The organism is uncultured Tateyamaria sp. (assembly GCF_947503465.1).
In the GTDB taxonomy this organism is placed as follows: Bacteria; Pseudomonadota; Alphaproteobacteria; order Rhodobacterales; family Rhodobacteraceae; genus Tateyamaria.
The window spans coordinates 468,891-491,203 of record NZ_CANNDN010000002.1 but is presented as its reverse complement, the minus strand read 5'-3'; the positions used below and the strand labels follow the sequence as shown (position 1 = coordinate 491,203).

Genomic DNA, 22,313 nt, shown 5'->3' with positions numbered 1-22,313 from the left:
ATGACCCGCAAGAACCACATCGCCGGCAGTATCGCAGCGACACTGTCGATCGTGATTGTCGCCCCCCTTGTCGCCATCGCCCAGAACCGCGAAGAGCAACCGGGCATCCGCGCGCTTGAGGCGAACCTTCAGGATGAGCGGGTGCTGTTCAACGCGACGGTCAACGAAACGGTCGATGACGACCTGCTCGAACTGGGCCGCCTTGTCGCCGTGGGCGGTGCGGAACGTGGCGGATCGGGCATGGCCTGCATCACCTGCCACGGGGCCGAGGGGATGGGCGACGGGTCGGGTGCGTTTCCGCGGCTGGCCGGGCAGGCGGGCTGGTACACCTACAAGCAGCTGATCGACTACGCCTCGGGCGCGCGCCCCAATCAGGTGATGTCCGGCATCGCCCAACGCCTGACCGAGCGTGAAATGGAAGCCGTCAGCGCCTATTACGCGGCCATCGACGCGCCCTATCACGAACCTGCGGGCAATGTGGACGTGGCCCTGTTGCAATGGGGCGGCCAGCTGGGCGCTGCCGGGTCGGCGGAAAAGGGCATTCCGGCCTGCGTGAACTGCCACGGCCCCTCGGGCACGGGCAATCCCCCTTCGGTGCCGTATCTTGCCGGTCAATACGCCAATTACATGACCTACCAGCTTCAGCTCTGGCGCGAGGGCGTGCGCGACAATGACGCCATGAACGTCATGTCCTCCATCGCCTCCAAGATGACGGACGAGGACATGCGCGCCGTGTCCGAATACTACGCCCGCGTGCGTCCGACCGACCATGTGGCCGACACCGCGCCACAGCCTGTCGACACGCCCGCGATTGCCGACTGACCGCGCATGTCGCGCAGGCGCACATATGTGGTGGCGACCGTGCTGGTGGCCTTGTCCTGTGCCGCGATGGCGTGGGCTGCGGTCCGTCCCGGTGACGGCATCGGCCACCGCACATGGGTGGCGGCGGGCGATGCCTTGCGCCATGTCGGGGACTGGTACCGCAGCGGTCCCGCAGACCGCCAACCGGACTGGGACGCGGCAAGCCTTGCGCTGCACGGCGCCGATGCGTCGCGCGGGCCTGACCTGATGATCGCCCATGGCTGCGGGTCCTGCCACGTGATCCCCGGCGTGTCGGGTGCGCGCGGTACGGTTGGCCCGTCGCTGGCCGGTCTGCGCCACCGGTCCTATGTCGCGGGGGTGCTGCCCAATGACCCCGGATCGCTGGTGCGCTGGCTGATGAACCCCACCGTGCACGCGCCGCAAACCGCGATGCCCGACCTTGGCGTGACCGAGGCGGAGGCGCGCGACATGGCGGCCTATCTCTACACACTCAGGGGCGGATGATGGAGCCACAGGACCACACGCCATCAACGCTGGACATGTACGGCTCGCAATCCGCGCTGAACCCCGTGGGCCTTGGCGCGGACCTGACGCTGGATTTGACACTGGCGATGACCATCGGTTTCGGCATGGTCTTTGTCGGGGTCATGGGCATCGTCTGGCTGGCCTGGCGGCGCGACCGGCCTGCGGGCCGCTGGTGGGTCTGGTCGGGCGGCATCGTGCTGCCCATCGCGGCCATCCTTGTCCTGATGACCGCGTCGACCGCGATCCTGGTGGCCAGCACCCGCGCCGACGACCGCGCGCTGGTGATCGACGTCACCGGCTATCAGTTCTGGTGGGATATCGTCTATGACCCCGGCGGCATCGCCCTGCGCGACGCCAACGAACTGGTGCTGCCTGCGGGCCGTGCCGTGACGCTGCGCTTGCGGTCGGCCGATGTGATCCACTCGTTCTGGGTGCCCAGCATCTCAGGGAAAATGGACATGATTCCGGGCCGAGTGAACACGCTGACCATCCGCCCCGACACGCCCGGACGCTACCGCGGTCAATGCGCCGAGTTCTGCGGCCTCAGCCACCCCCGCATGGCGTTCGAAGTGGTCGTGCTGGCACCTGACGACTTCGACCGCTGGCTGGTCGAGACGCAGGGCGAGGCGCGCGACGCGGCCAAGCCGGAACTGCTGGACGGCAAACAGGTGTTCATCGACTACGGCTGCCCCGCCTGCCACGAAATTCGCGGCGTGGCAGAGGGCGGGCGTCTTGGCCCCGACCTGACGCGCGTGGGCGGGCGCGCAGCGCTTGGCGCGGGCATGTGGCGCATGAACCAGGGCAACCTCGCGGGCTGGATCGCCGATGTGGGCGACATGAAACCGGGCGCGCAAATGCCCAGCTACAACCACCTCAGCGGGCCGGAACTGCGCGCCGTCTCCGCCTATCTGGCAAGCCTGAAATGACCGACACCCCGTTTGATCCGACCCCCGTGCCGCCGCCGCGCAACGACGCCTATGATGTGGCCCCCAAGGGCGAGCCGGACAAGGATTTCGAGGAGATCTGGGCCACGCCACAAGGCGCGCGCGTGCTGTCATCGGTCAGCCACCGCGTCGTGGGCAAGCGGTTCCTGATCACCGGCTTCATCTTTTTCCTGATCGCGGGCGTGCTGGCCCTGCTGGTCCGCCTGCAACTGATCGTGCCCGAAAACACCTTTCTCGACAGCGAGACCTACAACCAGGTCTTCACCATGCACGGCACGATCATGATGTTCCTTTTCGCGATCCCCATGCTGGAAGGGTTCGCGGTCTACCTGATCCCGCTGATGATCGGCGCGCGCGACCTGGTGTTCCCCCGCCTCGGGTCGTTCGGATATTACTGCTACCTCTTCGGCGGCATCATCGTGCTGTCGTCCTTCATCTTCGACGCGGCCCCGGCGGGCGGGTGGTTCATGTATGTGCCCCTGTCCACCAGCCAGTACACCGAAGGGTTAAGCGCCGATTTCTGGCTGATCGGCATCACCCTGGCCGAGATTGCGTCCGTCACCGCCGCCGTGGAAATCATCGCCGCCATCCTCTGTTCCCGCGCCCCGGGGATGAGCCTGACGAAGATGCCGATCCTGATGTGGTACCTGCTGGTCACCGCCTTCATGATCGCCATCGGCTTTCCGCCCCTCATCATCGGTTCCATCCTGCTGGAGGCCGAGCGTCTGCTTGGCCTGCCCTTCTTCGACATCGCCCTCGGGGGCGACCCGCTGCTCTGGCAGCACCTGTTCTGGCTGTTCGGCCATCCAGAGGTCTACATCATCTTCCTGCCCGCCGCCGGGATGGTCGCCACGATGCTGCCCGTGTTCGTGGGCAAGCCGCTTTTTGGCTATGGCTTTGCGGTGGCGGCGGTCGTCACGATGGGCTTTCTCAGCTTTGGGCTCTGGGCGCACCACATGTTCGCGACCGGTTTGCCGGTCATGTCGCTGTCGCTGTTTTCCGCCGCCTCGACCATGGTGGCGGTGCCCACGGGGGTGCAGATATTCTGCTTCATCGCCACGCTGTCGCTGGCACGGCCGCGCCTCACGGTGCCGATGCTGTTTATTCTGGGCTTCCTGTTCATCTTTGTTCTGGGCGGGCTGACCGGCGTGATGCTGGCGGCGGTGCCGTTCAACTTGCAGGCGCATGACAGCTACTTTGTCGTGGCGCACCTGCACTACGTGCTGATCGGCGGCTTTGTCTTTCCGATGTTCGCAGCGCTTTACTATTGGGTGCCGCATTTCACGGGCCGCATGATGTCCGACACCTTGGGCAAATGGGCGTTCTGGCTGATGTTCTCGGGCTTCAACCTCGCCTTCTTCATGATGCACCTGACGGGGCTGCGCGGGATGCCGCGCCGCATCGCGACCTATCCCGAAGGGATCGGGTGGGACCGGCTGAACATGCTGTCCACCATCGGCGCCTTCATCCTGGCCGCCGGGGTTGCGGTGTTCATCTGGGATTTCTTCCGCCACCAGCGCACGGGGCGCGCGGCGGGGCGTGACCCGTGGGGGGCGGCGACGCTCGAATGGCTTTATCCGACAAACGCGCCCGGCTACAACTTTCGCGCCATCCCCGAGATCCGGTCGCGCGAACCGCTCTGGGACCAGCCCGAACTGACGCAGGGCGACCCGGCGCAGATCGACGGCGCATTGCGCGCCTATCCCGATCACCGGCGCGAGACGATGGGCTGCGATCCCGTCAGTGGCGCGCCCATTCAAATCCTGCGGCTGCCGCATCCGACATGGATGCCGCTGGTGTCCGCCTTTGGCCTTGCCGTCCTTTTCGCCGCCACGCTCGCGTCGCTTTACTGGCTGTCGGCCATCGGTGCGCTGGTGGCCCTCGCGGGCCTGACCGGCTGGGTGTGGGAGCCGTCGGATAGCGGCGTCACCCGCGACATCGGCATCCGCGACGGCCTGCGCCTGCCGGTGAATGCCGTCAGCCGGTCCAGCCACCTGCATGTGGGGACGGTGGGCACGATCCTGATCCTGTTCGCACTCTACGCGTCGCTCCTGTTCGCGGGCCTCTACCTGTGGAACGTCAAACCCGACTTTGCCGAGGCCACGCAGCGCCCCGCGCGCACCTTTGCCCTGCTGGCCTTCGGCCTTGCGGTGGTGATGTTCGCGCTCAGCTGGATGGCCGGGCGCACGGCGCTGTTGCAGGGGCCGCGCGCGCTGGGGCTGGTGGCGAATGTGCTGCTGGCGTTGACGGTGCTGGGCCTGGGTCTGTGCCTGTTTTTGGCGCTGCTGCCGGTCGATCCCTACAGCACGGCCTTTGCCGCCGTCGGTTGGGCGATTGGGGCATTCGTGGGCGCGCTGCTGTCCGTGACGCTTTACTGGTCGCTGTTCAATGCGCTGCGCAAGCTGGTGGGGGCGGTGCGCCCCGGTCAGGGACTGCCCGATCTGCTGCTGGGATCGTTCGGCAAGGCGACGGCGACCATGGCGGCGATGACGGCGCTGGCCTATCTGGTCGCGGGGTCGCCGCAATGACCGGGCAGGTGATCCGCATCGCGCGCCCCGTCACGCTGTGGTCGCTGCACTTCATCGCGATCTACGCGCTGATCTCGGCCGCCTGCGCGCCGCGCGGGCTGATTGATCCGGACATGATGCGCGGCATCGCGGCCATCGTCACCGCAGGCTGCGCCATCGTGTTGCTGGTGTGGCTGGTGCTGGGCCTGCGCACGGCGCGCACGCTGGACGCGGATGCACCGGAGCGTCCGCTGAACGTGGCGGTCATCTGGTCGGCGCTGATTTCCCTGCTGGCCATCTTTGCAAACCTCTGGCCCGTGGCGGTGCTCGCCACCTGCGCGGGCTGACCTGACAAGGAGAGCGACATGGACCCCTATACCCCGTTCTGCGGCACACCGCCGATCCCGACCGAGCTGCTGACACGCTGGACCTTCGATCCGGTGCTGATCGCGGGCCTTCTGGTCGCGCTGGGGGCCGGGCTGGCGTGGGCACCGGACAGACAGCGGTTTGCCACGGCGTGGGCGCTGGTCGCGGTCCTGTTCGTCTCGCCGCTATGTGCCGCGTCCATGGCGCTGTTTTCCGCCCGTGTGGCGCAACACATCCTGCTGACGCTGGTGGCGGCCCCGCTGCTGGCGGCGGCCCTGCCGAAGACACGGGTTTCACCCGTCGGGGCGGCGGCGGCCTTTGCCGGGCTCTTCTGGATGTGGCACGCGCCCGGCCCTTATCAGGCGACGCTGGAAAGCGACCTGATCTACTGGTCCATGCATCTGAGCCTGTTTGCCGCCGCGACGCTGATGTTCGCCTCGATGCGCGCCGCCCCGGAAAAGGCGGTGCTGGCGGCCGCGCTGACGGGCACGCAACTGACGGTGTTCGCGGCCCTTTTGACGCTGTCGCCCAGCCCGTGGCACGGCTGGCACGCGCTGACCACGGTGCCTTACGGGCTGTCGGCACTGGCCGATCAGCAACTGGCGGGCGCGCTGATGTGGGTGGCGGGCGGTGGCCTGTTCATGGCGATGATCGCGCACCTGACATGGCGCTTTCTGCGCGAGACAAACGCCGGTCATCGCTAGCCGGTCAGCAGGGTCGACGGCGGCGGCGCATGTGCAGTCCGACACAGGCCACAGCGTGAGACCGTCGGCCCATGGCGCGCCCGTTGATGGCCCGGGACCGTCCGCACGCGCGGGTCTTCATCTGCCGCCCGCACGGAACGAAACCCACGATCCTGCGTTGAACCATGAATCCCAACAAGGTGAGCCCCCGACATGACGGCGTTTTCGACGATCAATCCTGCGACTGAAACCAAACTGGCGGGCTATGACCTGATGTCGCCCGATGCGGCTTTTGGCAAAATCGAAACCTGCCATACCGCATTTCTGGACTGGCGAAAGAAAAGCCACACGGAACGCGCACCCTACCTGCGCGACATCGCGAACCTGTTGCGCAACAAGGCGGATGACTACGCCAACCTGATGACCGAGGAGACCGGCAAGCTGTTGCGCGACGGCAAGACCGAGGTGGAACTCTGCGCGCAGATTTTCGAATACACGGCCGAGCACGGCCCGGACATGTTGGCCGACGAAGAACGTCAGCATGGCGCGGACGGCAAGCAGGGGGTCGTGGCCTACTGCCCGATCGGGGTGATCTACAGCATCCAACCGTGGAATTTCCCGGTCTACCAACCCACCCGCGTGCTTGCGTCGAACTTGATGGCAGGCAATGGCGTCATCCTGAAACACGCGTCGATCTGCACAGGCAGTGGCCTCATGCTGCGCGACATCTGCCTTGAAGCCGGACTGCCCGAAGGGTTGTTCGATGTGGTGATCATTGATCACGACACGTCGGATGCGGTCATCGAACACAAGCTGATCCGCGGCGTGACCATGACAGGCAGCGACGGCGGGGGCCGCCATATCGGTCAAGTCGCGGCCAAGAACCTCAAGAAGACTGTGTTGGAGCTTGGATCCAACGACGCCTATCTCGTCCTCGAAGATGCCGACATCGAATTGGCCGTAAAAACCTGCGTCCAGGGCCGTCTGTTCAACAATGGCGAAACCTGTGTGTCCGCCAAACGCTTTGTCGTGACCGAGGCGGTGTATGATGATTTCGTCGGTGCCTTTGTCGAACAGATGCGCGCCATCGAACTGGGCGACCCCAAGGACGAGAGCACGCAACTGGGCCCGCTTTCGAGCGAGGAACAGTTCGACACGATCTGCACGCAGGTCGCCGACAGCGTCAAGGGTGGCGCGGAAATCCTGTGTGGCGGCGAAGCGCCGGACCGGACCGGTCAGTATTATCCCGCGACCGTGCTGGTGAACTGCCAACCCGGCACACCTGCCTATGATGACGAGATTTTTGGCCCCGTCGCCGCGGTCATCAAGGCCAAGGACGATGAAGACGCAATGCGCATCGCGAATGACAGCCGGTATGGTCTGGGCGGGGGTATCTTTACCCGCGACGAAGATAAGGCGCGCAAGCTGGCCCGCGATCATTTCGACACCGGCATGGTGCGGATCAATTCGTTTGGTGCCGCGGACCCGAACATGCCCTTCGGGGGGGTGAAGGATTCCGGTTTCGGGCGCGAACATGGCGGCTTTGGCATGAAGGAATTCGTCAACGTCAAGGCGATCTACATGCCCTGAAGCATCGCCTGCCGATGCCGGGACGACCCCGTTGTCGCCCTTTGCCCAAAGCCCTCGAAAAGGACACCTGACGCCGTGATCACCATCCATTGCCTCGCCTATTCCCGCGCCATCCGGCTGATCTGGCTGATGGAGGATCTGGGCCAACCCTACGACCTGGTCCGATACGACCGGACCGATGCCTTTCGCGCACCGCAGGCGTTGCGCGATGTCCATCCGCTGGGAAAATCGCCGGTCATCGAGGATGGCGATCTGCGTCTGGCCGAGTCAGCAAGTTGCCTCCGGTATCTGACGCGCAAATTCGACGATCACACCCACACGCCGGACCCGGGGTCAGCCGCCTTCGCGCAGCACGAAGAGATGCTGGACTACGTCGAAAGTTCGTTCGCAGCGGCGTGCATGCGCGTGCTGCTGCCAGCGATGAAGGGCGAGGAGGTCGCCGAAAAGGCGCGGGATACCCTGCAGATGCACCTGGGCTATATCGCGCAGTCCCTGCCCGATCACGGTCTGCTTTTTGGTGATGCGGCCACATTGGCAGACATCCAGATGTCCTACCTTCTGGCGAACCTGGCTGCGGGTGGCTTTCTGGCCGAAACGCCGCGCGTCGCAACCTATTGGAACGACCTGCAAAAACAGCCGGGCTACATCGCCGCAACGAACGTGGCCGGACCGATGGCCCCCGATCTCTGAGCCGCCCCAAACCGCGCGGCCCATCTTCAAATTCAACAAAGGACCTTGTCATGAAAATTCTTGTCGCAGGCGCCACCGGCGCCACCGGAACACGCCTTATGAACACGCTTGTGTCAGAGGGGCACGCCCCCATCGCCTTGGTGCGCGAAAGCTCGGACACCAGCAAACTGCCGGATCAGGCAGAGACGCGCATGGGCGACCTTGCGGACCTTCAGGACGGCGTGTGCAACGGGTGCGAGGCGGTAATCTTTGCCGCCGGATCAGGTGGCGACACCAGCGCGGAGATGACCGACAAGATTGATCGCGACGGCGCGATCAGCTTGATCGATCACGCGTCCAAGGCGGGCGTGGCTCGCTTTGTCATGCTCAGCAGCGTCGGCGCGGATGATCCCGATCCCAGCACCGACATGGGCCATTACCTGAAGGCGAAACATGACGCCGACGAGCACCTGAAAGGGTCCGGCCTGACCTACGCCATCGTGCGCCCCGTCGCGCTGACTGACGACGATGGCACCGGCGACATGAAGTTCGGCGACGACGTTGATCCGAAGGCCAAGGCCGCGCGCGGCGATGTCGCGCGCGTTCTGGCCGATGCCGTCACCAGCGACGCGTGGGCTGGCAAGACCCTTTTGATGCAGTCGGCCTGAGCGCCGCTTGCCCAATCCGACCCCGCGCCGGTGCGCCCCACCGCGTGGCGCACCGGCGCGCGGTTGGCGGAGTACGGTGTCCCGCCCGGAGCAAAACAATGACCACATCCAAAACGTCCGTTTCCGTCATCCGCCCTAAAGACCGCCGACGGTCTTCAGGCCAGAGGTCCTGAGCGCTGGCCATGCCACATATCGAAATTCGCCATGAAACGACGTACCGGTACGCCGGTCCCGTGTCCCTGGGCCCGCACCAGATGATGCTGCGCCCCCGCGAGACCCGCGATCTGCGCCTGGTGCGGTTCGATCTGGATGTGTCGCCCGACGCGCGTATCGACTGGTCCACCGACGTGGCCGGGAACACCGTGGCCAAGGCAACCTTCGACGCCGCAAGCGATACCCTTGCTATCAAGGCGCGCATGATTGTCGATCTTACCGCGTCGGTCTGGCCGGTCTTCCCGATCTCGGCTGACGCGGCCTCTTATCCCTTTGTCTATATGAATGACGCAATGACCGATCTCGGGCCTCTGGCCGCGCCGCAATACGTGGATGACGCCGGTCGTCTGTCCGACTGGGTCGAAGGGTTCGTGATGCAGCGGCCGACCGACACGCTGTCCCTGCTCAAGGATGTCGCCAATGGCGTGACGGCGCAGGTCGCCTATCAAAGCCGCGAGACGGAAGGGACGCAAGGGCCGCTGGACACATTGGACAGGGGCTGGGGCACCTGCCGCGATTTCGCCGTTCTGTTTGCCGAGGCTGCGCGGACACTGGGCTTCGGCGCGCGGATCGTGTCCGGCTATCTCTCAAACCCGAACGCCGATCTGACCGGTTCCGCGGGCGATGGCTCTACCCACGCCTGGGTCGAGGTTTTTGTGCCGGGGGCCGGATGGATCCCGTTCGACCCGACCAATCAGTCGGTCGGCGGGGCCAACCTGATCCCCGTCGCGGTGGCGCGACGGATCGAACAGGTCGCACCGGTGACCGGCAGTTTTCACGGTGCGACAGATGCGCAGATGTCGATGGATGTGAGCGTAAGCGTCAAGCATATCGCGGACACGGCGGGCAACGACACCTGACCCTTCGCGATCTGGCGCGACGCTGGCAATGTCCTTGCCCACGCAGATGATATCGCGCCCGGCATTGCGGCCCTGGGGTATGCTGGTCTCAGCCCAGCGGAATGGCCAGACGGAATACGGTGCGATCGTCATTCGATGTCACGCCAATCTCTCCGCCATGCGCCTTTGCGATCTGATCCGCGATGTACAGCCCCAGGCCCAATCCCTGAAGGGACGCGCTCTTGTCGGCACGCTCGAACGGCTTGAACAGGTTCGAAAGAATATCCGGCGGAATTGCCTGTCCGGAGTTGGCGACCGACAGCACGAAAAAGCCATCCACCTCGTCCGTGACAACAGAAATCGGGTCATCCTGTGCCCCGTGCGCGACGGCATTGGCAACCAGGTTCGACAACAGCTGATCCAGCCGGGCCGCATCGCACAGCAATGCACCATCAAACGTGAACGAGGTTTCGATCTGTCGCTCGGGATGCGCCATCCTGACCTCATCCACGACGCGTTCAAACCCCGCCTGAAGCGTGTCGATCCGCTTCAGATCAACAGGAATGCCGCCGCCCAGACGGGCCCTGGCAAAATCCATGATGCTGTCGATCAGCGCCGCCATCCGCTCCGTACTTCCATGTATGGCGGCAAGCATGGCGGCGATTTGTGCGTCATGGGGTTGGCGTGAAGCGATCCGCGCGGCCGATCCGATGGCAGCCAGCGGATTGCGCAGGTCATGCCCCAGAATGGCGATGAATTGCTCGCGCAACAGGGCTTCGTCCTCCGAGGACTGCAGCGCCCGGGCGTTCGCCCTGTCCTGTGTCACATCACGCGCACTGCACACGAAAATGTCGCCCTCGGGGACCGCAACCCAGGACAGCCAACGATAGGTGCCGTCCTTGCACCGGTACCTGTTTTCGAAATGAAGCGCGGGTTCGCCTGCTTGCATGCGGCTGAACAGCGCAAGCGTCCGTTCTATATCTTCAGGATGAAGAAAGTCGGTAAAGACCATGCGCCTGATTTCAGGCTCGCTCCACCCGAGAACAGATTGCCATGCTGGGTTCGTCTCGACAAAAACACCGGCCTGATTGACGATACCCAGCAGGTCGGGCGAAACCTGCCAGGTCAAACTGTGTGTATCTGCAGCCATTGTCATGCCCGCATTTTAACGCAATCACGGCGATTGTCATGCCAGATGTAACGGGGTGCCAGTTGCGCGCTGCACAGTTGGGCCAGCGCGCCATCGGCTTAGGGAATCGACACCTGGCAGGTCAGACGCAAGTGCGGTGCGGGCGCCGAAAGACCTGGACCGAGGCGTAGGTGAACATAGGTGCGCATTGGCAAAGGCCGCCGCGGATGTCGCGGCACAAAGGGCCGTCGCCGGACAGGGCGCCGGGATGCGCCGCTGTCCTGGACCGGATTACGATGCAAGAACCCACAACAGGATCAGAAACAGCGGGCCCACCACCAGGGCGGCGATGAACAGGCCCTTGCCGCTGCGGGCGGGTTTGTCGCTTGGGTCATCCAGCACGCGCGGGGCGTCCTGCAATCCGGCATCCCCGGGGCCCGCACGCACTTCGCCCTGGCTGTCGATGGTATGGACAGTCTCGCTCTGCATGCCCGCTCCGGGTCGTGGCGCGCGGCGCCCGGCCTCTTCATCCGTGCCCAGCGGGGCAGCGGCGGGATGCACGCCCTGATCGGTGTCGGCGTTGTGTGCATGATCCGTCGGGTCGACGGGGTCGGCCTTGGGGCGGGGTTTGCGGGCGGGGTCCTGTGCCATTGAACGGGGTCCTTTGTGCTGTCGTCGCTGCGGGGTCAACAGATCAACCCCCAAGGGGCGCGGTCGGTTCCGGGCATCCGTGCGGAACCACCGACCGGCGGCCTGCGTTGCTTTCATGTCCAGCATCGGAGACGCCATGACCACCACACTTCCCCAAACCCCCGATCTCGTGGTCATTGGCGCAGGCGTCGCCGGTGGTCTGGTGGCCAAGCGCGCGGCCGAGGCGGGCCTGCGTGTCACCATCATCTGCGACGGTCCCGTCGTGGCGCGCGGCGACCTGGTCAACCGGTTTCGAAACGCGCCCGAGCAGACGATGATGTCGCCCTATCCCGTCGTCCCCCACGCGCCGCAACCGCAGACGGTGCGCACGGATGACTACCTGATCCAGAAGGGGCCATACCCCTACGACCAGCAATATATCCGCGTCGTGGGTGGCACGACCTGGCACTGGGCGGCCGCCACATGGCGGTATCTGCCCAACGACATGAAGCTGAAGACCCTTTATGGCGTCGGACGCGACTGGCCGATCAGCTATGACGACATCGAACCGTGGTACCAGATGGCCGAAGAGGAAATGGGCGTCGCCGGGCCGGAAAACGCGCCCTATGATGCTCCACGGTCCAAACCGTATCCCATGGGACCGGCCCCGTTTTCCTATATGGACAGTGCGTTCAACGAAAAACTGTCGGCGCTGGGTTATGATCACATCCAAGCCCCGCAGGCGCGCAACAACCAGCAGGTCTATGACGACCGCCCGCCTTGCTGCGGCAACGCCAATTGCATGCCGATCTGTCCCATCGGGGCACAGTATTCCGGCAACATGTCCGTGGAAAAGGCGCAGGCCGCCGGGGCGGAGCTGATCACGGATGCGGTTGTCCATCACCTTGAGGTCGACGCAGACGGACGCATCACCGCCGCCCGGTATCTCAAGCCCGACCGGTCCGAATTCCGCATCGAGGCGTCACGCTTCGTTCTGGCCGCCAACGGCATCGAGGGGCCGAAGATCCTGCTGATGTCGACACAGGAAAACGCCCCCGACGGGGTCGGCAACGCGTCGGATATGGTGGGTCGCAACCTGATGGACCACCCCGGCACCGCCAGCGCGTTCCAAAGCGCCGAGCCGCTCTGGCCCGGGCGCGGGCCGAACGTGCTGTCGGCCATCACGAACCTGCGCGACGGTCCGTGGCGGTCGGACATGGCCGCACGCAAGCTGATGATCCTGAACATGAACCCCGTGGCCGGTGTGACAGAGGACGCCATCGACGAAGGGCTGACCGGCACCGCCTTGCGCGACGCGATCCGCCACCGCACGGCCCGCGCGCAGGTGATCACCAGCTTCAATGAACAGCTGCCGGACCCCGCCAACCGCATCGTCCCCTCGACCGAAGGGTTGACCGACGCGCTTGGCCTGCCGCGCCCGGAAATCCGCTACAACATCGACGATTACGTGCACCGCGCCGCGGCTGATACCCGTGCGCGCGTCGAAAAGATTGCCGAGGCAATGGGGGCCGCGCCGGGCAGCGTGTCGCATAATGACGGCTATGCCCCCAACAACCACATCACCGGGGCCACGATCATGGGCGACGACCCGTCCGACAGCGTGGTGGACAGCGAGTGCCGCACCCATGATCACCCGAACCTGTGGATCGCGTCCTCGTCGACCTTTCCGTCGGTGTCCAGCGTGAACGTGACCCTGACCATCGCCGCCCTTGCCCTGCGCATCGGCGACAGCATCGCAGCGGAGGCGCGGCCATGAGACATATCTCCCTGATCGCCGCCGCCGTCCTGTCCCTGACCCTCGCGCCGCAGGCGGGCGGGCAGGGGGCGGACGTGCTACTGAACTGCTCCGCCTGCCACACGGTCGGGCCAGACCGGAACGCAGGCGACATGGCGCGGGCGCCGTCGCCCTATCCCAACCTCAACGGCCAATCGGTGCGCTATCTCGACCGCCAGCTTTGGGCCTATCGCCAAGGGCTGCGCCAGCACCCGCAGATGCAGGCCACGGCCACGGCACTGGGGGACGGGGCAGGGGCCATGGCGCGCATGTACGCCGATGCGCCTGTACCGGAGCTGACGTTCAATGCATCGCCCGGTGCGTTTGCCGAGGCCGAAACGCTGGTCATGGAGGGCGACTGGTCGCGCGGCCTGCCGTCCTGCGCCAGCTGCCACGCGCTGGACCCTAATGACCGTGCGCGCCTGTCGCCGCGCCTGCACGGCCACCCCGCGCCCTATATCGCCCGCCAGTTGCGCGCCTATGCCGACGGCACGCGCCGCTCTGACCCGATGGGCCGGATGCGCGCCTATGCCGCCGAACTGACCGAGGACGAGATCACCGCGCTGGCGGACTACTACGCCGCCTGGGGTCCGGAGACCGACCAGACGCAGGAGGACGACACCGATGGTTGACCCATATCCCACATCGCGCCGCAGCTTTCTGGCGGGCGTGTCCGCCGCCGCCCTGATCCCCGGCCAGGCATGGGCGCAAGCCGCGCCGACATTCGAGGATTTCGCCGCCCGCGCCCGCGCCCTGTCCGGCTTTGACCCGGTGCCGCGTAGCCTGCTGACGGGCGCGCGCGGCGTCCTGGACGACATGCAGGCCACCGCCTTTGCCGAAGGGCACGGTGCGGCAGACGCGGTGACCAAGACGGTGCTCAGGGCGCTTTATACCGGGCGGCACATGCCGCGCGACGGCGACATGGAACGCTTCGCCTATGCCGACGCGCTGATGTATGCCGCGATCGAGGACAGCGTGAACGTGCCCAGCTATTGCGGCGGCGTGCCGGCCTATTGGGCCGAAAAGCCCCGAATCACGTAACCCGGCACGACATGAACAGCATTGATTACAACGCGTTGCGCCACGTTGCCAACGGGCAACGCCTGCGCACGGCCATCGCCGAACGGCTGCACGTGGCACCCGTCACGGGGCCGCCCGTACAGATGCGCGCCCGCTTTGCACAGCTTGTCGGTGCCGGGCCCGCAGGACACCCTGCCACGATTGCGGGCGTGCCGTGCGTGCGGCACGGGGACGGGCCCGCGGTGATGTGGCTGCACGGTGGTGGCTATGTCTTTGGCGGGCCGCACACCCACGCCCGGGCGGCTGATGCGCTGGCCCATGTCAGCGGCTGCGCCGTCTATGTGCCCGACTACCGGCTTGCCCCCGAACATCCCTGGCCTGCCCCGCTGGAGGATGCCTGCGCCGTGCTGGACGCGCTGCCGGGTCCCGTGGCCCTTGTGGGCGACAGCGCCGGGGGGCACCTTGCCCTTGCCGTCGCGCGGCGGCGCGCGGGGCGGGTGCACGCGCTGGCCCTGATCTCGCCCAACACCGACCGCACGGGGCGCAGCTGGACCCGCGCGGCCAATTCCGACAGCGACCTGATGAACAGCGACGCCGATGACGCGCGTCTGGCGCGGATGGCGATGCCCGATCTGGCCCCGGACGATCCCGACGCCTCGCCCATTCTGGCGGACCTTTCGGCCCTGCCGCGCACCCTTGTCACCGCATCCCCGGACGAGGTGCTGTTTGGCGACAGCGTCCTGTTGATGCAGGCGCTGGCCCATGCCGGACATAACGTCAGTGCCGATATGCCCGGCGGTCTGTGGCACCTGTGGCCGCTTTGGCCGGGGCGGCTGCGTGCGGCGGACATGACCCTGCGGCGCATCGCGGCATTCCTGACCGCCGATGCGGACGCGATTGGCCGCGATCCCGGTTCCTGATCCGGGCGAAGACGGTGCACCACGCGCATGCGCGCGGCACGGCGCATAACCGCCGATCCCGGCATTTTCCGCGCGCTGCCTGTGGAACCCCACCCGCTGCGGATCGGTTGACCCGACAGATACCTAAAAAGGAGACAAAGATGCCTGCCGTAGAGAACGCGAAGATCCTGATCATGTCCACCAACGGGTTCGAACAGTCCGAACTGACGGGGCCGAAACAGCAACTTGCCGATGCCGGGGCCACGGTCCATGTCGCAACGCCCGATGGCGAGGCGATCACCGGCTGGGACGGTGGCGATTGGGGCGACACGGTCGAGGCCGACCTCAAGATCAGCGACGTGACCGTCGATGACTACATCGCGCTGGTCCTGCCGGGTGGGCAGATCAACCCCGATATCCTGCGCACCGATGAAACGGCCGTGCAGCTTGTGCGCGACTTCGTGGCAGGCAACAAGATCGTCGCCGCCATCTGCCACGCCCCGTGGCTTCTGATCGAGGCGGGCGTGGTCGAAGGGTGCGAGATGACGGCCTATCCGTCCATCCGCACCGACTTGCGCAATGCCGGGGCCAACGTGGTCGACAGCCAGGTCGCCATCTCGAACGGCATCATCACCTCGCGCAATCCGGATGACATCGACGCCTTCGTGGCCAAGATCCTGGAAGAGGTGAAAGAGGGCGAACACCAGCGCAACGTCGCTGCGCAATAGACCGGATAGGGCTCCCGCCATCATCCTGGGCGGGTGCCCAGCTGCCAAACGTGCATGGAACTTGCACCAAGCAGGCGCGTTGCGCTTTCACACGTAGGAGAGCCGCCGCCATGACATTTCCTCATACCCGTCCCTGCGCCCCCGCACATTCATGAGCGAGGACCGCACATCACTGGAGTTCGAGGATGATGCCGGCTCGGGGCGTTCTGCCTGGATCGCGGCGGGTATCACGATTGCCGCCGTTCTGTGGATGGGCAGCGGATTTATCTGGCCCGCCGACGACACGTCCGAAAGCACAAATACCGAGACCGAGGCCGAGGCGGTGTCCGTCGCAACGCGCCCGTCCCGGGCCGAGGACGTCACCCTTTATTTCCGAGGCGAGGGGCAGGCCGAACCCGACCGCGAGACGATGATCCGCGCCGAAATCTCGGGCGAGGTGGCCGAAGTGTTGGTTGAAAAGGGCAGTGATGTCGTGGCGGGCGAAATCCTTGCCCGGCTGTCCACGACGCGCCTGCAGGCCGATCTGAGCCGCGCGGAAGAGGAATTCGACCGCGCCGACCGCGAATTCAACAATGCCGTCGAGTTGCTGGACCGGGGTGTGGCCACGGTGGACCGCGTGTCGCAGGCGCGCGCCACGCTGGCCGCCGCCCGTGCCGCCCGCACCAACGCCGAAGAGGCGCTGGACGCCGCCCGGATCGAAGCCCCCTTTGACGGGCGGCTGGAACAGTTCAACGTCGATCCCGGCGAATATGTCACCGCCGGGTCCGAGGTGGGCCGCATCGTCGACAACCGCCCCCTGACCGTCTCGCTTCAGGTGCCGCAGCAGATGCTGGCCGGGCTGCGCGATGCCGAAACAGCGCGCGTGACGTTCATCACCGGACAGGAACGCGACGGGCGGGTGGCCTTTGTCGGATCGTCCGCCGCGTCCGAGACGCGCACCTTTCTGGCCGAAGTCGTCGTGCCCAATGAAAATGGCGACATTCCCGCTGGCATCTCGGCCGAAATCCGCATTCCCAACGGGCAGGAACGCGCGCATTTCGTGGCACCCTCCATCGTGTCGCTGAACGCCGCCGGAGAGATCGGGGTCAAGACGGTCGCGGACGGCGCGGTCGTGTTCCACAAGGTCGAGATCGCGCGCGCCGAGGTGGACGGCCTGTGGGTCACGGGCCTGCCGGACGAGGTGGAGTTGATCACCATCGGCCAGGGCTTTGTCCAGGATGGCGAACCGGTGCGCACGCGGCCGGAACCCGATGCGCAGGGCACAAGCGGATGAACGCGGTGATCGACGCCGCCTTTTCCCGCACCCGCGTGGTGATCATGGCGCTTGTCGCCATTCTGGCCGTGGGCGCCTATGCCTATGTCGCGATCCCGAAAGAGGCGAACCCCGAGGTGCCGCTGCCGCTGGTCTTTGTCACCACCGGCCTTGACGGCATCAGCCCCGCAGATGCCGAGGACCTGCTGGTCAAGCCGATGGAAACCGAATTCGGCGCGCTCGAGAACCTCGAAAAGATGACGGCGCAGGCGGGGCAGGGCTTTGCCAACGTGCAGCTTGAGTTTACCGCAGGCGGCGACATCGACGACGCGCTCGACAAGGTGCGCGAGGCCGCCGACCGCGTCGAAAGCGAACTGCCCGAGGATGCGCGCGACCTGACGATTGTCGAGATCAACACGAGCCTTTTTCCCATCATCACCATCGTGCTGTCCGGTCCGCTGCCGGAACGGGCGCTGAACGACATTGCCGACACCGTGCAGGACGAGCTTGAGGCGCTTCCCGGCGTGCTGGAGATCGACATCGGCGGGCAGCGGGACGAATTCCTTGAGGTGCTGATCGACCCGACGGTGTTCCAGACCTACAACCTCAGCTTTGACGAGATCGTGGGCCAGATCCAGCGCAACAACCGCCTGATTGCCGCCGGTGCGATCCAGACGGGCGGCGGGCGCATCGTGCTGAAGGTGCCGGGCCTGATCCAGAACGTCGAGGATGTGATGGACATGCCTGTCAAGGTGCGCGGCGATGCGGTCGTGACCTTTGGCGATGTGGCCACCGTGCGCCGCACGTTCGAGGACCCCGACAGCTTTGCCCGGATCGACGGCCAGCCCGCGCTGTCGCTGGAAGTGACCAAGCGGTCGGGCGCCAACATCATCGACACCATCGCGCAGGTGAAGGCGCGGATCGACGCGCTGTCGCAGGACTGGCCCGATGCGGTGCAGGTGACGTATCTTCAGGACCAGAGCGAACAGGTGGAAACCCTGTTGTCGGACCTTGAGGCGAATGTGATCGCAGCGGTCATCCTGGTCATGGTCGTCGTGGTCTTTGCCCTTGGCCTGCGGCCCGCGATCCTTGTGGGGCTGGCCATTCCCGGTGCGTTCCTGTCGGGCGTCATCGCGCTGTGGGCGTTCGATTACACGATGAACGTGATTGTGCTCTTTGCCCTGATCCTTGTCGTGGGGATGCTGGTCGACGGGGCCATCGTCACGGTCGAACTGGCCGACCGCAAGTTGCAGGAGGGGATGGACCGGCGCGCGGCCTATGCCTTTGGCGCAAAGCGCATGGCGTGGCCCATCATCGCGTCCACCGCGACCACGCTGTCGGTGTTCTTTCCGCTGCTGTTCTGGACGGGCACGACGGGCGAGTTCATGAAATTCCTGCCCATCACCGTGATCCTGACGCTGTTTGCGTCGCTGTTCATGGCGCTGATCTTTATCCCTGTGGTGGGCGGCGTGATCGGCAAGCGTCAGCCGCAAAGCGCGCGCGGCAAGGCGGTGCTGCACGCCGCCGAACTGGGCGATCCGCGCGACATCGGCGGGGCCACGGGGGCCTATGTGCGGGTGCTGGAATGGGCGATCCTGCGCCCCGGCACGACGTTGCTGTGTGCCGTTGGCCTGCTGGTCGCGACCTTTGCCGCCTATGCCGAATTCGGGCGCGGCGTGTCGTTCTTTCCCGAGATCGAGCCCGAGTTCATGCGCGTGGAACTGCGCGCCCGCGACAACCTGTCGATCTGGGAACGCGACGCGCTGGTGCGCGCGGTCGAGGCACGCATGCAGGGCTATAACGAGGTCGAGACGGTCTATGCCCGCGCGCAACTGGCCGAGGGGCGGCAGGACGAGGATACGATCGGCGTCATCCAGCTGGACCTGATCGACTGGGACGAACGGCGCACCGCCGCGGAACTGGGCGCGGATCTGCGCGCCGACCTGAGCGAAATCCCCGGCATCGATATCGAGGTGCAGACCGCCAGCAACGGACCCAACCAGGGCAAGCCCATCAACCTGCAACTGCGCACCCGCAGCCCCGACAAGCAGGCCGCCGCGGTCGAGACCGTGATGACCCTGATGGACGAGATCGGCGGCTTTACGGACGTGTCCGACACGCGGCCCCTGCCGGGGGTCGAGGTGTCGATCCAGGTCAACCGGTCCGAGGCCGCGCGCTATGGCGCGGATGTCAGCCTGCTGGGGCAGGCGGTGCAGCTTCTGACCCAAGGGATCACCGTCACGGATTATCGCCCCGACGACACGGACGGAGAGCTGGACATCCGCGTCCGCTTCCCGCGCGAGGAACGGTCGCTGGCCGAGTTGAACACGTTGCGCGTGCCGACGCCCTCGGGGCTGGTGCCGATTTCGAACTTCGTGACCTTCGTGCCCTCCGAGCGCGTCGGCACCATCCGCCGCATTGACGAGGCGCGCGTCGTCACGATCGAGGCGGACGTGGCGCCGGGCGTGCTGGTGGCCGAACAGATCAGCGCGCTGCGCGGTGCCCTTGAGGGGGCGGACCTGCCGGACGGTGTCACCTATTCCTTTGCCGGTGAGGCACAGGACCAGCAGGACGCGATGCAGTTCCTGAGCAGCGCCTTTGTCGCGGCCCTTGTGCTGATGGTCCTGATCCTGGTGATCCAGTTCAATTCCTTCTTTCAGGCGGCCATCGTGATGAGCGCCATCATCTTCTCCATTGCCGGGGTTCTGCTGGGCCTGCTGGTCACGGGCCGCCCCTTTGGCATCGTGATGGGTGGCATCGGGGTGATCGCGTTGGCGGGGATCGTGGTGAACAACAACATCGTGCTGATCGACACCTACAACGATCTGAAACGGCAGGGGGTACAGTCGCTGGAGGCGGCATTGCGCACCGGCGCGCAGCGTCTGCGGCCTGTGGTGCTGACATCCATCACCACCGCGCTTGGGCTGATGCCCATGGTGATCGGGGTGAAGCTGGATTTCTTCACGCGCGAGGTTGTCTATGGCGCGCCGTCGACGCAGTGGTGGACCGAACTGTCCAGCGCCATCGTCGGCGGTCTGACCGTCGCGACGGTGCTGACGCTGGTGCTGTCACCTGCGATGCTGATGCTGCAGGATCGGCTGGCGCAGGTCAGGCTACCGGGTTTTCTGAGGGGTCTGAAAAGGTCGAAACCCGCGCAGTAGCGCGGGTTCGGTTGGCCCGTCCGCCCGTGTCATCACGGCGCACGGGCGGGGCAGGATCACTGGCGCGCGGTCAAAGCTCTTGCTGGACGTCGTTCGAGACATCAGAGATGGCTTCACCACCGGCCTGGACGTCGCGGCCGAAGCCGTCCGCCGTTTCGCAGGCAGCAAGAGCGAGCACCGAGAAAAGGGCAAGTATGTGGAGTTTCATGGGGTTTATCCTTTCGTGACGGGCGCTGTTCGCCGCGAGGGCGATTGGAGCGCGTGTATGGTCCACCAACGTCTTGAGGGCCGATCGGTTCCTGAATGCGTGCGCAATACCACCGGGCCGCGGTGTGCTGTCTTCGGGACATGGCCCCCAGCGCCGCAGCGGATGCCCGTGGCAACGCGGTGATCTGCAGCCTTGGCGCTGTTGCTGACCGTGTCCTCGGGAGGACGCGTGCAGGGGTCAGCCGCCGGTGAACTCTTCGACGAATGACGGATGGATGGGCGCGATGCGGTCCAGATCGCTGGCCTTCGCCCCGGACCGGCGCAGGGACGCCAGAAGGGCGATCAGATCCTCGGCATGCTCTGCCGCGATCTCGGCCCCGGTCAGGGTGCCGCCCGTGTCAAAGCCGAGCCGGAAGACCTGTGGCTCAGGGCCGTTCGCCGGACCAAGGACACTGTCCGACAGGGTGCGGAACGTGTCGGTCCGGGGCGATCCGTCTGCCGTGCCGATGAAGGCCGCAGGCGGGTAGACAAAGGCGGTTGTGGTGACGTTGTCCAGATCGATCAGGGCCCCGCCATCACCGTGCAGCATGTGGGCCAGTTGCCGCCCGTCCGACGTGGCCACCGGGGTCAGCGGCATCCGGTCCGCCGCATCGCCCAGGGCATGGACACCCGCCACGTTCGTGGCAAGCCAGTCATCCACCTGCGCGGCCCCGCTGTCGGCACAGGCCAGGTCATCCGACAGCGGCCCGAGCGTGTCGGTGTTGGGTGTACGGCCCACGGCGGCGATGACGGCATCAGTCTCGACCTGCGCGCCACCGGCAAGTGTGCAGCGCAGGCCCGTATCCGTGCGGTGAACCGCAGTGAGGCCCGAGCCCATGTGCAGGGCGATGCCGTCGTGTTCGAAGATGTTTTGCACATGCTGGGCCAGGGAAGGGGGGAAGGTATCAAGGATCGTGGTCCCGTCCTGCACAAGTGTGATGTCGCTGCCCATGGCGGCAAAGATCGCCGCAAACTCGCACCCGATATACCCGGCCCCCACGATCAGGATGCGCGCGGGCCGGGATGTCCAGGACAGGACATCGCGGCTGTCGCTCAGATGTTCGGAGCCTTCGATGTCCAGCGGCGTGGGGCGTGCGCCGGTGGCGATGACAACGTTTTCCGCGGTGTAAGTCGTGTCGTTCACGCGCACGCATGTGCCGTCAACCTGCGCCCGGCCGCGGACAAGGGTGACGCCGTCCTGTGCCAGGGACTCCTCGAACCCGTCCCGGATGCCGGCGATGTGCGTGTCGCGGCGGGTGGCCAGCGTTTGGAAATCCATCGCCGCCGGGCCAAGGATGCCGGTCGTGTGGGCCGCTGCCAGTGCGCGCTGCATCCGGCCCGCGGACCACAGGATCTTTTTCGGGACGCAGCCCCGGTTCACGCAGGTGCCGCCCAGGTCTTCCTGTTCCACCAGCAGGACCTGTGCCCCCAGTCCCGCCGCCGTGCGCGCAAACGAAAGCCCCCCGGATCCGCCGCCTATGACGATGCTGTGGAAGGTGGTCTGGGTCATGCCGGTGCTCCGAAGTCTGGGGCGTGCGCCGATTGTGTCGGCACGCCTGCATCAACCCATGAGGTTCAGGTTCAGTTCCATGCCAGGGGGTCGGGCCTGTCCCGCCTGCTGGTGGTT

21 protein-coding genes are annotated in these 22,313 nt (G+C 65.8%); 17 read left to right on the top strand and 4 right to left on the bottom strand.

The window, feature by feature from the left end; translation table 11 throughout:
• The 10 genes from Q0844_RS14955 (at position 1) to Q0844_RS14910 (ending at position 9,847) form a co-directional block, all read left to right on the top strand.
• On the top strand, positions 1-822 hold the full coding sequence (locus tag Q0844_RS14955) for a c-type cytochrome (protein ID WP_299046366.1): 822 nt from the start codon (positions 1-3) through the stop codon (positions 820-822).
• A gap of 6 nt (positions 823-828) precedes the next feature.
• Positions 829-1,326 carry a c-type cytochrome gene (locus Q0844_RS14950; protein WP_299046364.1) on the top strand — a complete coding sequence of 166 codons (498 nt, stop codon included), beginning with the start codon at positions 829-831 and terminating at the stop codon, positions 1,324-1,326.
• A complete protein-coding gene (coxB, locus tag Q0844_RS14945) occupies positions 1,323-2,273 on the top strand; it encodes a cytochrome c oxidase subunit II (RefSeq protein ID WP_299046363.1) in 951 nt (316 codons plus the stop codon). The genes Q0844_RS14950 and coxB overlap by 4 nt, the downstream gene beginning before the upstream one ends.
• Positions 2,270-4,819: a cytochrome c oxidase subunit I gene (gene ctaD, locus Q0844_RS14940; protein WP_299046361.1), complete on the top strand. Its 2,550-nt coding sequence runs from the start codon at positions 2,270-2,272 to the stop codon at positions 4,817-4,819. Before coxB ends, ctaD begins: the two co-directional genes overlap by 4 nt.
• Positions 4,816-5,145 (top strand): hypothetical protein, encoded by a 330-nt coding sequence (locus Q0844_RS14935; RefSeq protein ID WP_299046359.1) that lies wholly within the window; start codon positions 4,816-4,818, stop codon positions 5,143-5,145. Before ctaD ends, Q0844_RS14935 begins: the two co-directional genes overlap by 4 nt.
• A gap of 18 nt (positions 5,146-5,163) precedes the next feature.
• The gene (locus Q0844_RS14930) at positions 5,164-5,868 is read left to right on the top strand and encodes a cytochrome c oxidase assembly protein (RefSeq protein WP_299046357.1); all 705 of its coding nucleotides are present in this window, start codon (positions 5,164-5,166) and stop codon (positions 5,866-5,868) included.
• Positions 5,869-6,060: 192 nt separating this feature from the next.
• Positions 6,061-7,437, top strand: coding sequence for an NAD-dependent succinate-semialdehyde dehydrogenase (locus tag Q0844_RS14925; RefSeq protein WP_299046355.1), 1,377 nt, complete (start codon positions 6,061-6,063; stop codon positions 7,435-7,437).
• Positions 7,438-7,512: 75 nt separating this feature from the next.
• A complete protein-coding gene (locus Q0844_RS14920; protein WP_299046352.1) occupies positions 7,513-8,127 on the top strand; it encodes a glutathione S-transferase family protein in 615 nt (204 codons plus the stop codon).
• A gap of 50 nt (positions 8,128-8,177) precedes the next feature.
• A complete protein-coding gene (locus Q0844_RS14915) occupies positions 8,178-8,774 on the top strand; it encodes an SDR family oxidoreductase (RefSeq protein WP_299046349.1) in 597 nt (198 codons plus the stop codon).
• Positions 8,775-8,956: 182 nt separating this feature from the next.
• A complete protein-coding gene (locus Q0844_RS14910) occupies positions 8,957-9,847 on the top strand; it encodes a transglutaminase family protein (RefSeq protein WP_299046346.1) in 891 nt (296 codons plus the stop codon).
• 88 nt (positions 9,848-9,935) lie between these two features.
• Here Q0844_RS14910 and Q0844_RS14905 read toward each other — a convergent pair whose 3' ends face one another.
• Both Q0844_RS14905 and Q0844_RS14900 read right to left on the bottom strand, forming a co-directional pair.
• Positions 9,936-10,976 (bottom strand): PAS domain-containing sensor histidine kinase, encoded by a 1,041-nt coding sequence (locus tag Q0844_RS14905; RefSeq protein ID WP_299046343.1) that lies wholly within the window; start codon positions 10,974-10,976, stop codon positions 9,936-9,938.
• Positions 10,977-11,246: 270 nt separating this feature from the next.
• On the bottom strand, positions 11,247-11,606 hold the full coding sequence (locus Q0844_RS14900; RefSeq protein WP_299046341.1) for a hypothetical protein: 360 nt from the start codon (positions 11,604-11,606) through the stop codon (positions 11,247-11,249).
• Positions 11,607-11,742: 136 nt separating this feature from the next.
• Here Q0844_RS14900 and Q0844_RS14895 point away from each other — a divergent pair, with 136 nt between their 5' ends.
• The 7 genes from Q0844_RS14895 to Q0844_RS14865 all read left to right on the top strand — a co-directional run bounded on the left by Q0844_RS14895 (position 11,743) and on the right by Q0844_RS14865 (position 20,440).
• Positions 11,743-13,362 carry a GMC family oxidoreductase gene (locus Q0844_RS14895; RefSeq protein ID WP_299046339.1) on the top strand — a complete coding sequence of 540 codons (1,620 nt, stop codon included), beginning with the start codon at positions 11,743-11,745 and terminating at the stop codon, positions 13,360-13,362.
• Entirely contained in the window at positions 13,359-14,012 is a 654-nt protein-coding gene (locus Q0844_RS14890) for a c-type cytochrome (RefSeq protein WP_299046337.1), read from the top strand. The genes Q0844_RS14895 and Q0844_RS14890 overlap by 4 nt, the downstream gene beginning before the upstream one ends.
• Positions 14,005-14,421 (top strand): sugar dehydrogenase complex small subunit, encoded by a 417-nt coding sequence (locus Q0844_RS14885; protein WP_299046336.1) that lies wholly within the window; start codon positions 14,005-14,007, stop codon positions 14,419-14,421. Before Q0844_RS14890 ends, Q0844_RS14885 begins: the two co-directional genes overlap by 8 nt.
• Positions 14,422-14,432: 11 nt before the next feature.
• A complete protein-coding gene (locus tag Q0844_RS14880; protein ID WP_299046334.1) occupies positions 14,433-15,320 on the top strand; it encodes an alpha/beta hydrolase fold domain-containing protein in 888 nt (295 codons plus the stop codon).
• Positions 15,321-15,460: 140 nt separating this feature from the next.
• The gene (locus tag Q0844_RS14875; RefSeq protein WP_299046330.1) at positions 15,461-16,027 is read left to right on the top strand and encodes a type 1 glutamine amidotransferase domain-containing protein; all 567 of its coding nucleotides are present in this window, start codon (positions 15,461-15,463) and stop codon (positions 16,025-16,027) included.
• A gap of 151 nt (positions 16,028-16,178) precedes the next feature.
• Entirely contained in the window at positions 16,179-17,300 is a 1,122-nt protein-coding gene (locus Q0844_RS14870) for an efflux RND transporter periplasmic adaptor subunit (protein ID WP_299046327.1), read from the top strand.
• Positions 17,297-20,440, top strand: a complete 3,144-nt coding sequence (locus tag Q0844_RS14865) for an efflux RND transporter permease subunit (protein WP_299046324.1) — start codon at positions 17,297-17,299, stop codon at positions 20,438-20,440. The genes Q0844_RS14870 and Q0844_RS14865 overlap by 4 nt, the downstream gene beginning before the upstream one ends.
• 70 nt (positions 20,441-20,510) lie before the next feature.
• Here the strand turns inward: Q0844_RS14865 and Q0844_RS14860 are convergent, their stop codons facing one another.
• Entirely contained in the window at positions 20,511-20,648 is a 138-nt protein-coding gene (locus tag Q0844_RS14860; RefSeq protein WP_299046322.1) for an entericidin A/B family lipoprotein, read from the bottom strand.
• 237 nt (positions 20,649-20,885) lie between these two features.
• A complete protein-coding gene (locus tag Q0844_RS14855; protein ID WP_299046320.1) occupies positions 20,886-22,196 on the bottom strand; it encodes an NAD(P)/FAD-dependent oxidoreductase in 1,311 nt (436 codons plus the stop codon).
• Positions 22,197-22,313: the final 117 nt, after the last annotated feature.

Bases quoted from the DNA above. Each gene is read 5' to 3' on its own strand.
- Q0844_RS14955 (WP_299046366.1), top strand. From the start codon at position 1: ATGACCCGCAAGAACCACATCGCCGGCAGTATCGCAGCGACACTGTCG.
- Q0844_RS14950 (WP_299046364.1), top strand. From the start codon at position 829: ATGTCGCGCAGGCGCACATATGTGGTGGCGACCGTGCTGGTGGCCTTG.
- coxB (WP_299046363.1), top strand. From the start codon at position 1,323: ATGATGGAGCCACAGGACCACACGCCATCAACGCTGGACATGTACGGC.
- ctaD (WP_299046361.1), top strand. From the start codon at position 2,270: ATGACCGACACCCCGTTTGATCCGACCCCCGTGCCGCCGCCGCGCAAC.
- Q0844_RS14935 (WP_299046359.1), top strand. From the start codon at position 4,816: ATGACCGGGCAGGTGATCCGCATCGCGCGCCCCGTCACGCTGTGGTCG.
- Q0844_RS14930 (WP_299046357.1), top strand. From the start codon at position 5,164: ATGGACCCCTATACCCCGTTCTGCGGCACACCGCCGATCCCGACCGAG.
- Q0844_RS14925 (WP_299046355.1), top strand. From the start codon at position 6,061: ATGACGGCGTTTTCGACGATCAATCCTGCGACTGAAACCAAACTGGCG.
- Q0844_RS14915 (WP_299046349.1), top strand. From the start codon at position 8,178: ATGAAAATTCTTGTCGCAGGCGCCACCGGCGCCACCGGAACACGCCTT.
- Q0844_RS14910 (WP_299046346.1), top strand. From the start codon at position 8,957: ATGCCACATATCGAAATTCGCCATGAAACGACGTACCGGTACGCCGGT.
- Q0844_RS14905 (WP_299046343.1), bottom strand. From the start codon at position 10,976: ATGGCTGCAGATACACACAGTTTGACCTGGCAGGTTTCGCCCGACCTG.
- Q0844_RS14900 (WP_299046341.1), bottom strand. From the start codon at position 11,606: ATGGCACAGGACCCCGCCCGCAAACCCCGCCCCAAGGCCGACCCCGTC.
- Q0844_RS14895 (WP_299046339.1), top strand. From the start codon at position 11,743: ATGACCACCACACTTCCCCAAACCCCCGATCTCGTGGTCATTGGCGCA.
- Q0844_RS14890 (WP_299046337.1), top strand. From the start codon at position 13,359: ATGAGACATATCTCCCTGATCGCCGCCGCCGTCCTGTCCCTGACCCTC.
- Q0844_RS14885 (WP_299046336.1), top strand. From the start codon at position 14,005: ATGGTTGACCCATATCCCACATCGCGCCGCAGCTTTCTGGCGGGCGTG.
- Q0844_RS14880 (WP_299046334.1), top strand. From the start codon at position 14,433: ATGAACAGCATTGATTACAACGCGTTGCGCCACGTTGCCAACGGGCAA.
- Q0844_RS14875 (WP_299046330.1), top strand. From the start codon at position 15,461: ATGCCTGCCGTAGAGAACGCGAAGATCCTGATCATGTCCACCAACGGG.
- Q0844_RS14870 (WP_299046327.1), top strand. From the start codon at position 16,179: ATGAGCGAGGACCGCACATCACTGGAGTTCGAGGATGATGCCGGCTCG.
- Q0844_RS14865 (WP_299046324.1), top strand. From the start codon at position 17,297: ATGAACGCGGTGATCGACGCCGCCTTTTCCCGCACCCGCGTGGTGATC.
- Q0844_RS14860 (WP_299046322.1), bottom strand. From the start codon at position 20,648: ATGAAACTCCACATACTTGCCCTTTTCTCGGTGCTCGCTCTTGCTGCC.
- Q0844_RS14855 (WP_299046320.1), bottom strand. From the start codon at position 22,196: ATGACCCAGACCACCTTCCACAGCATCGTCATAGGCGGCGGATCCGGG.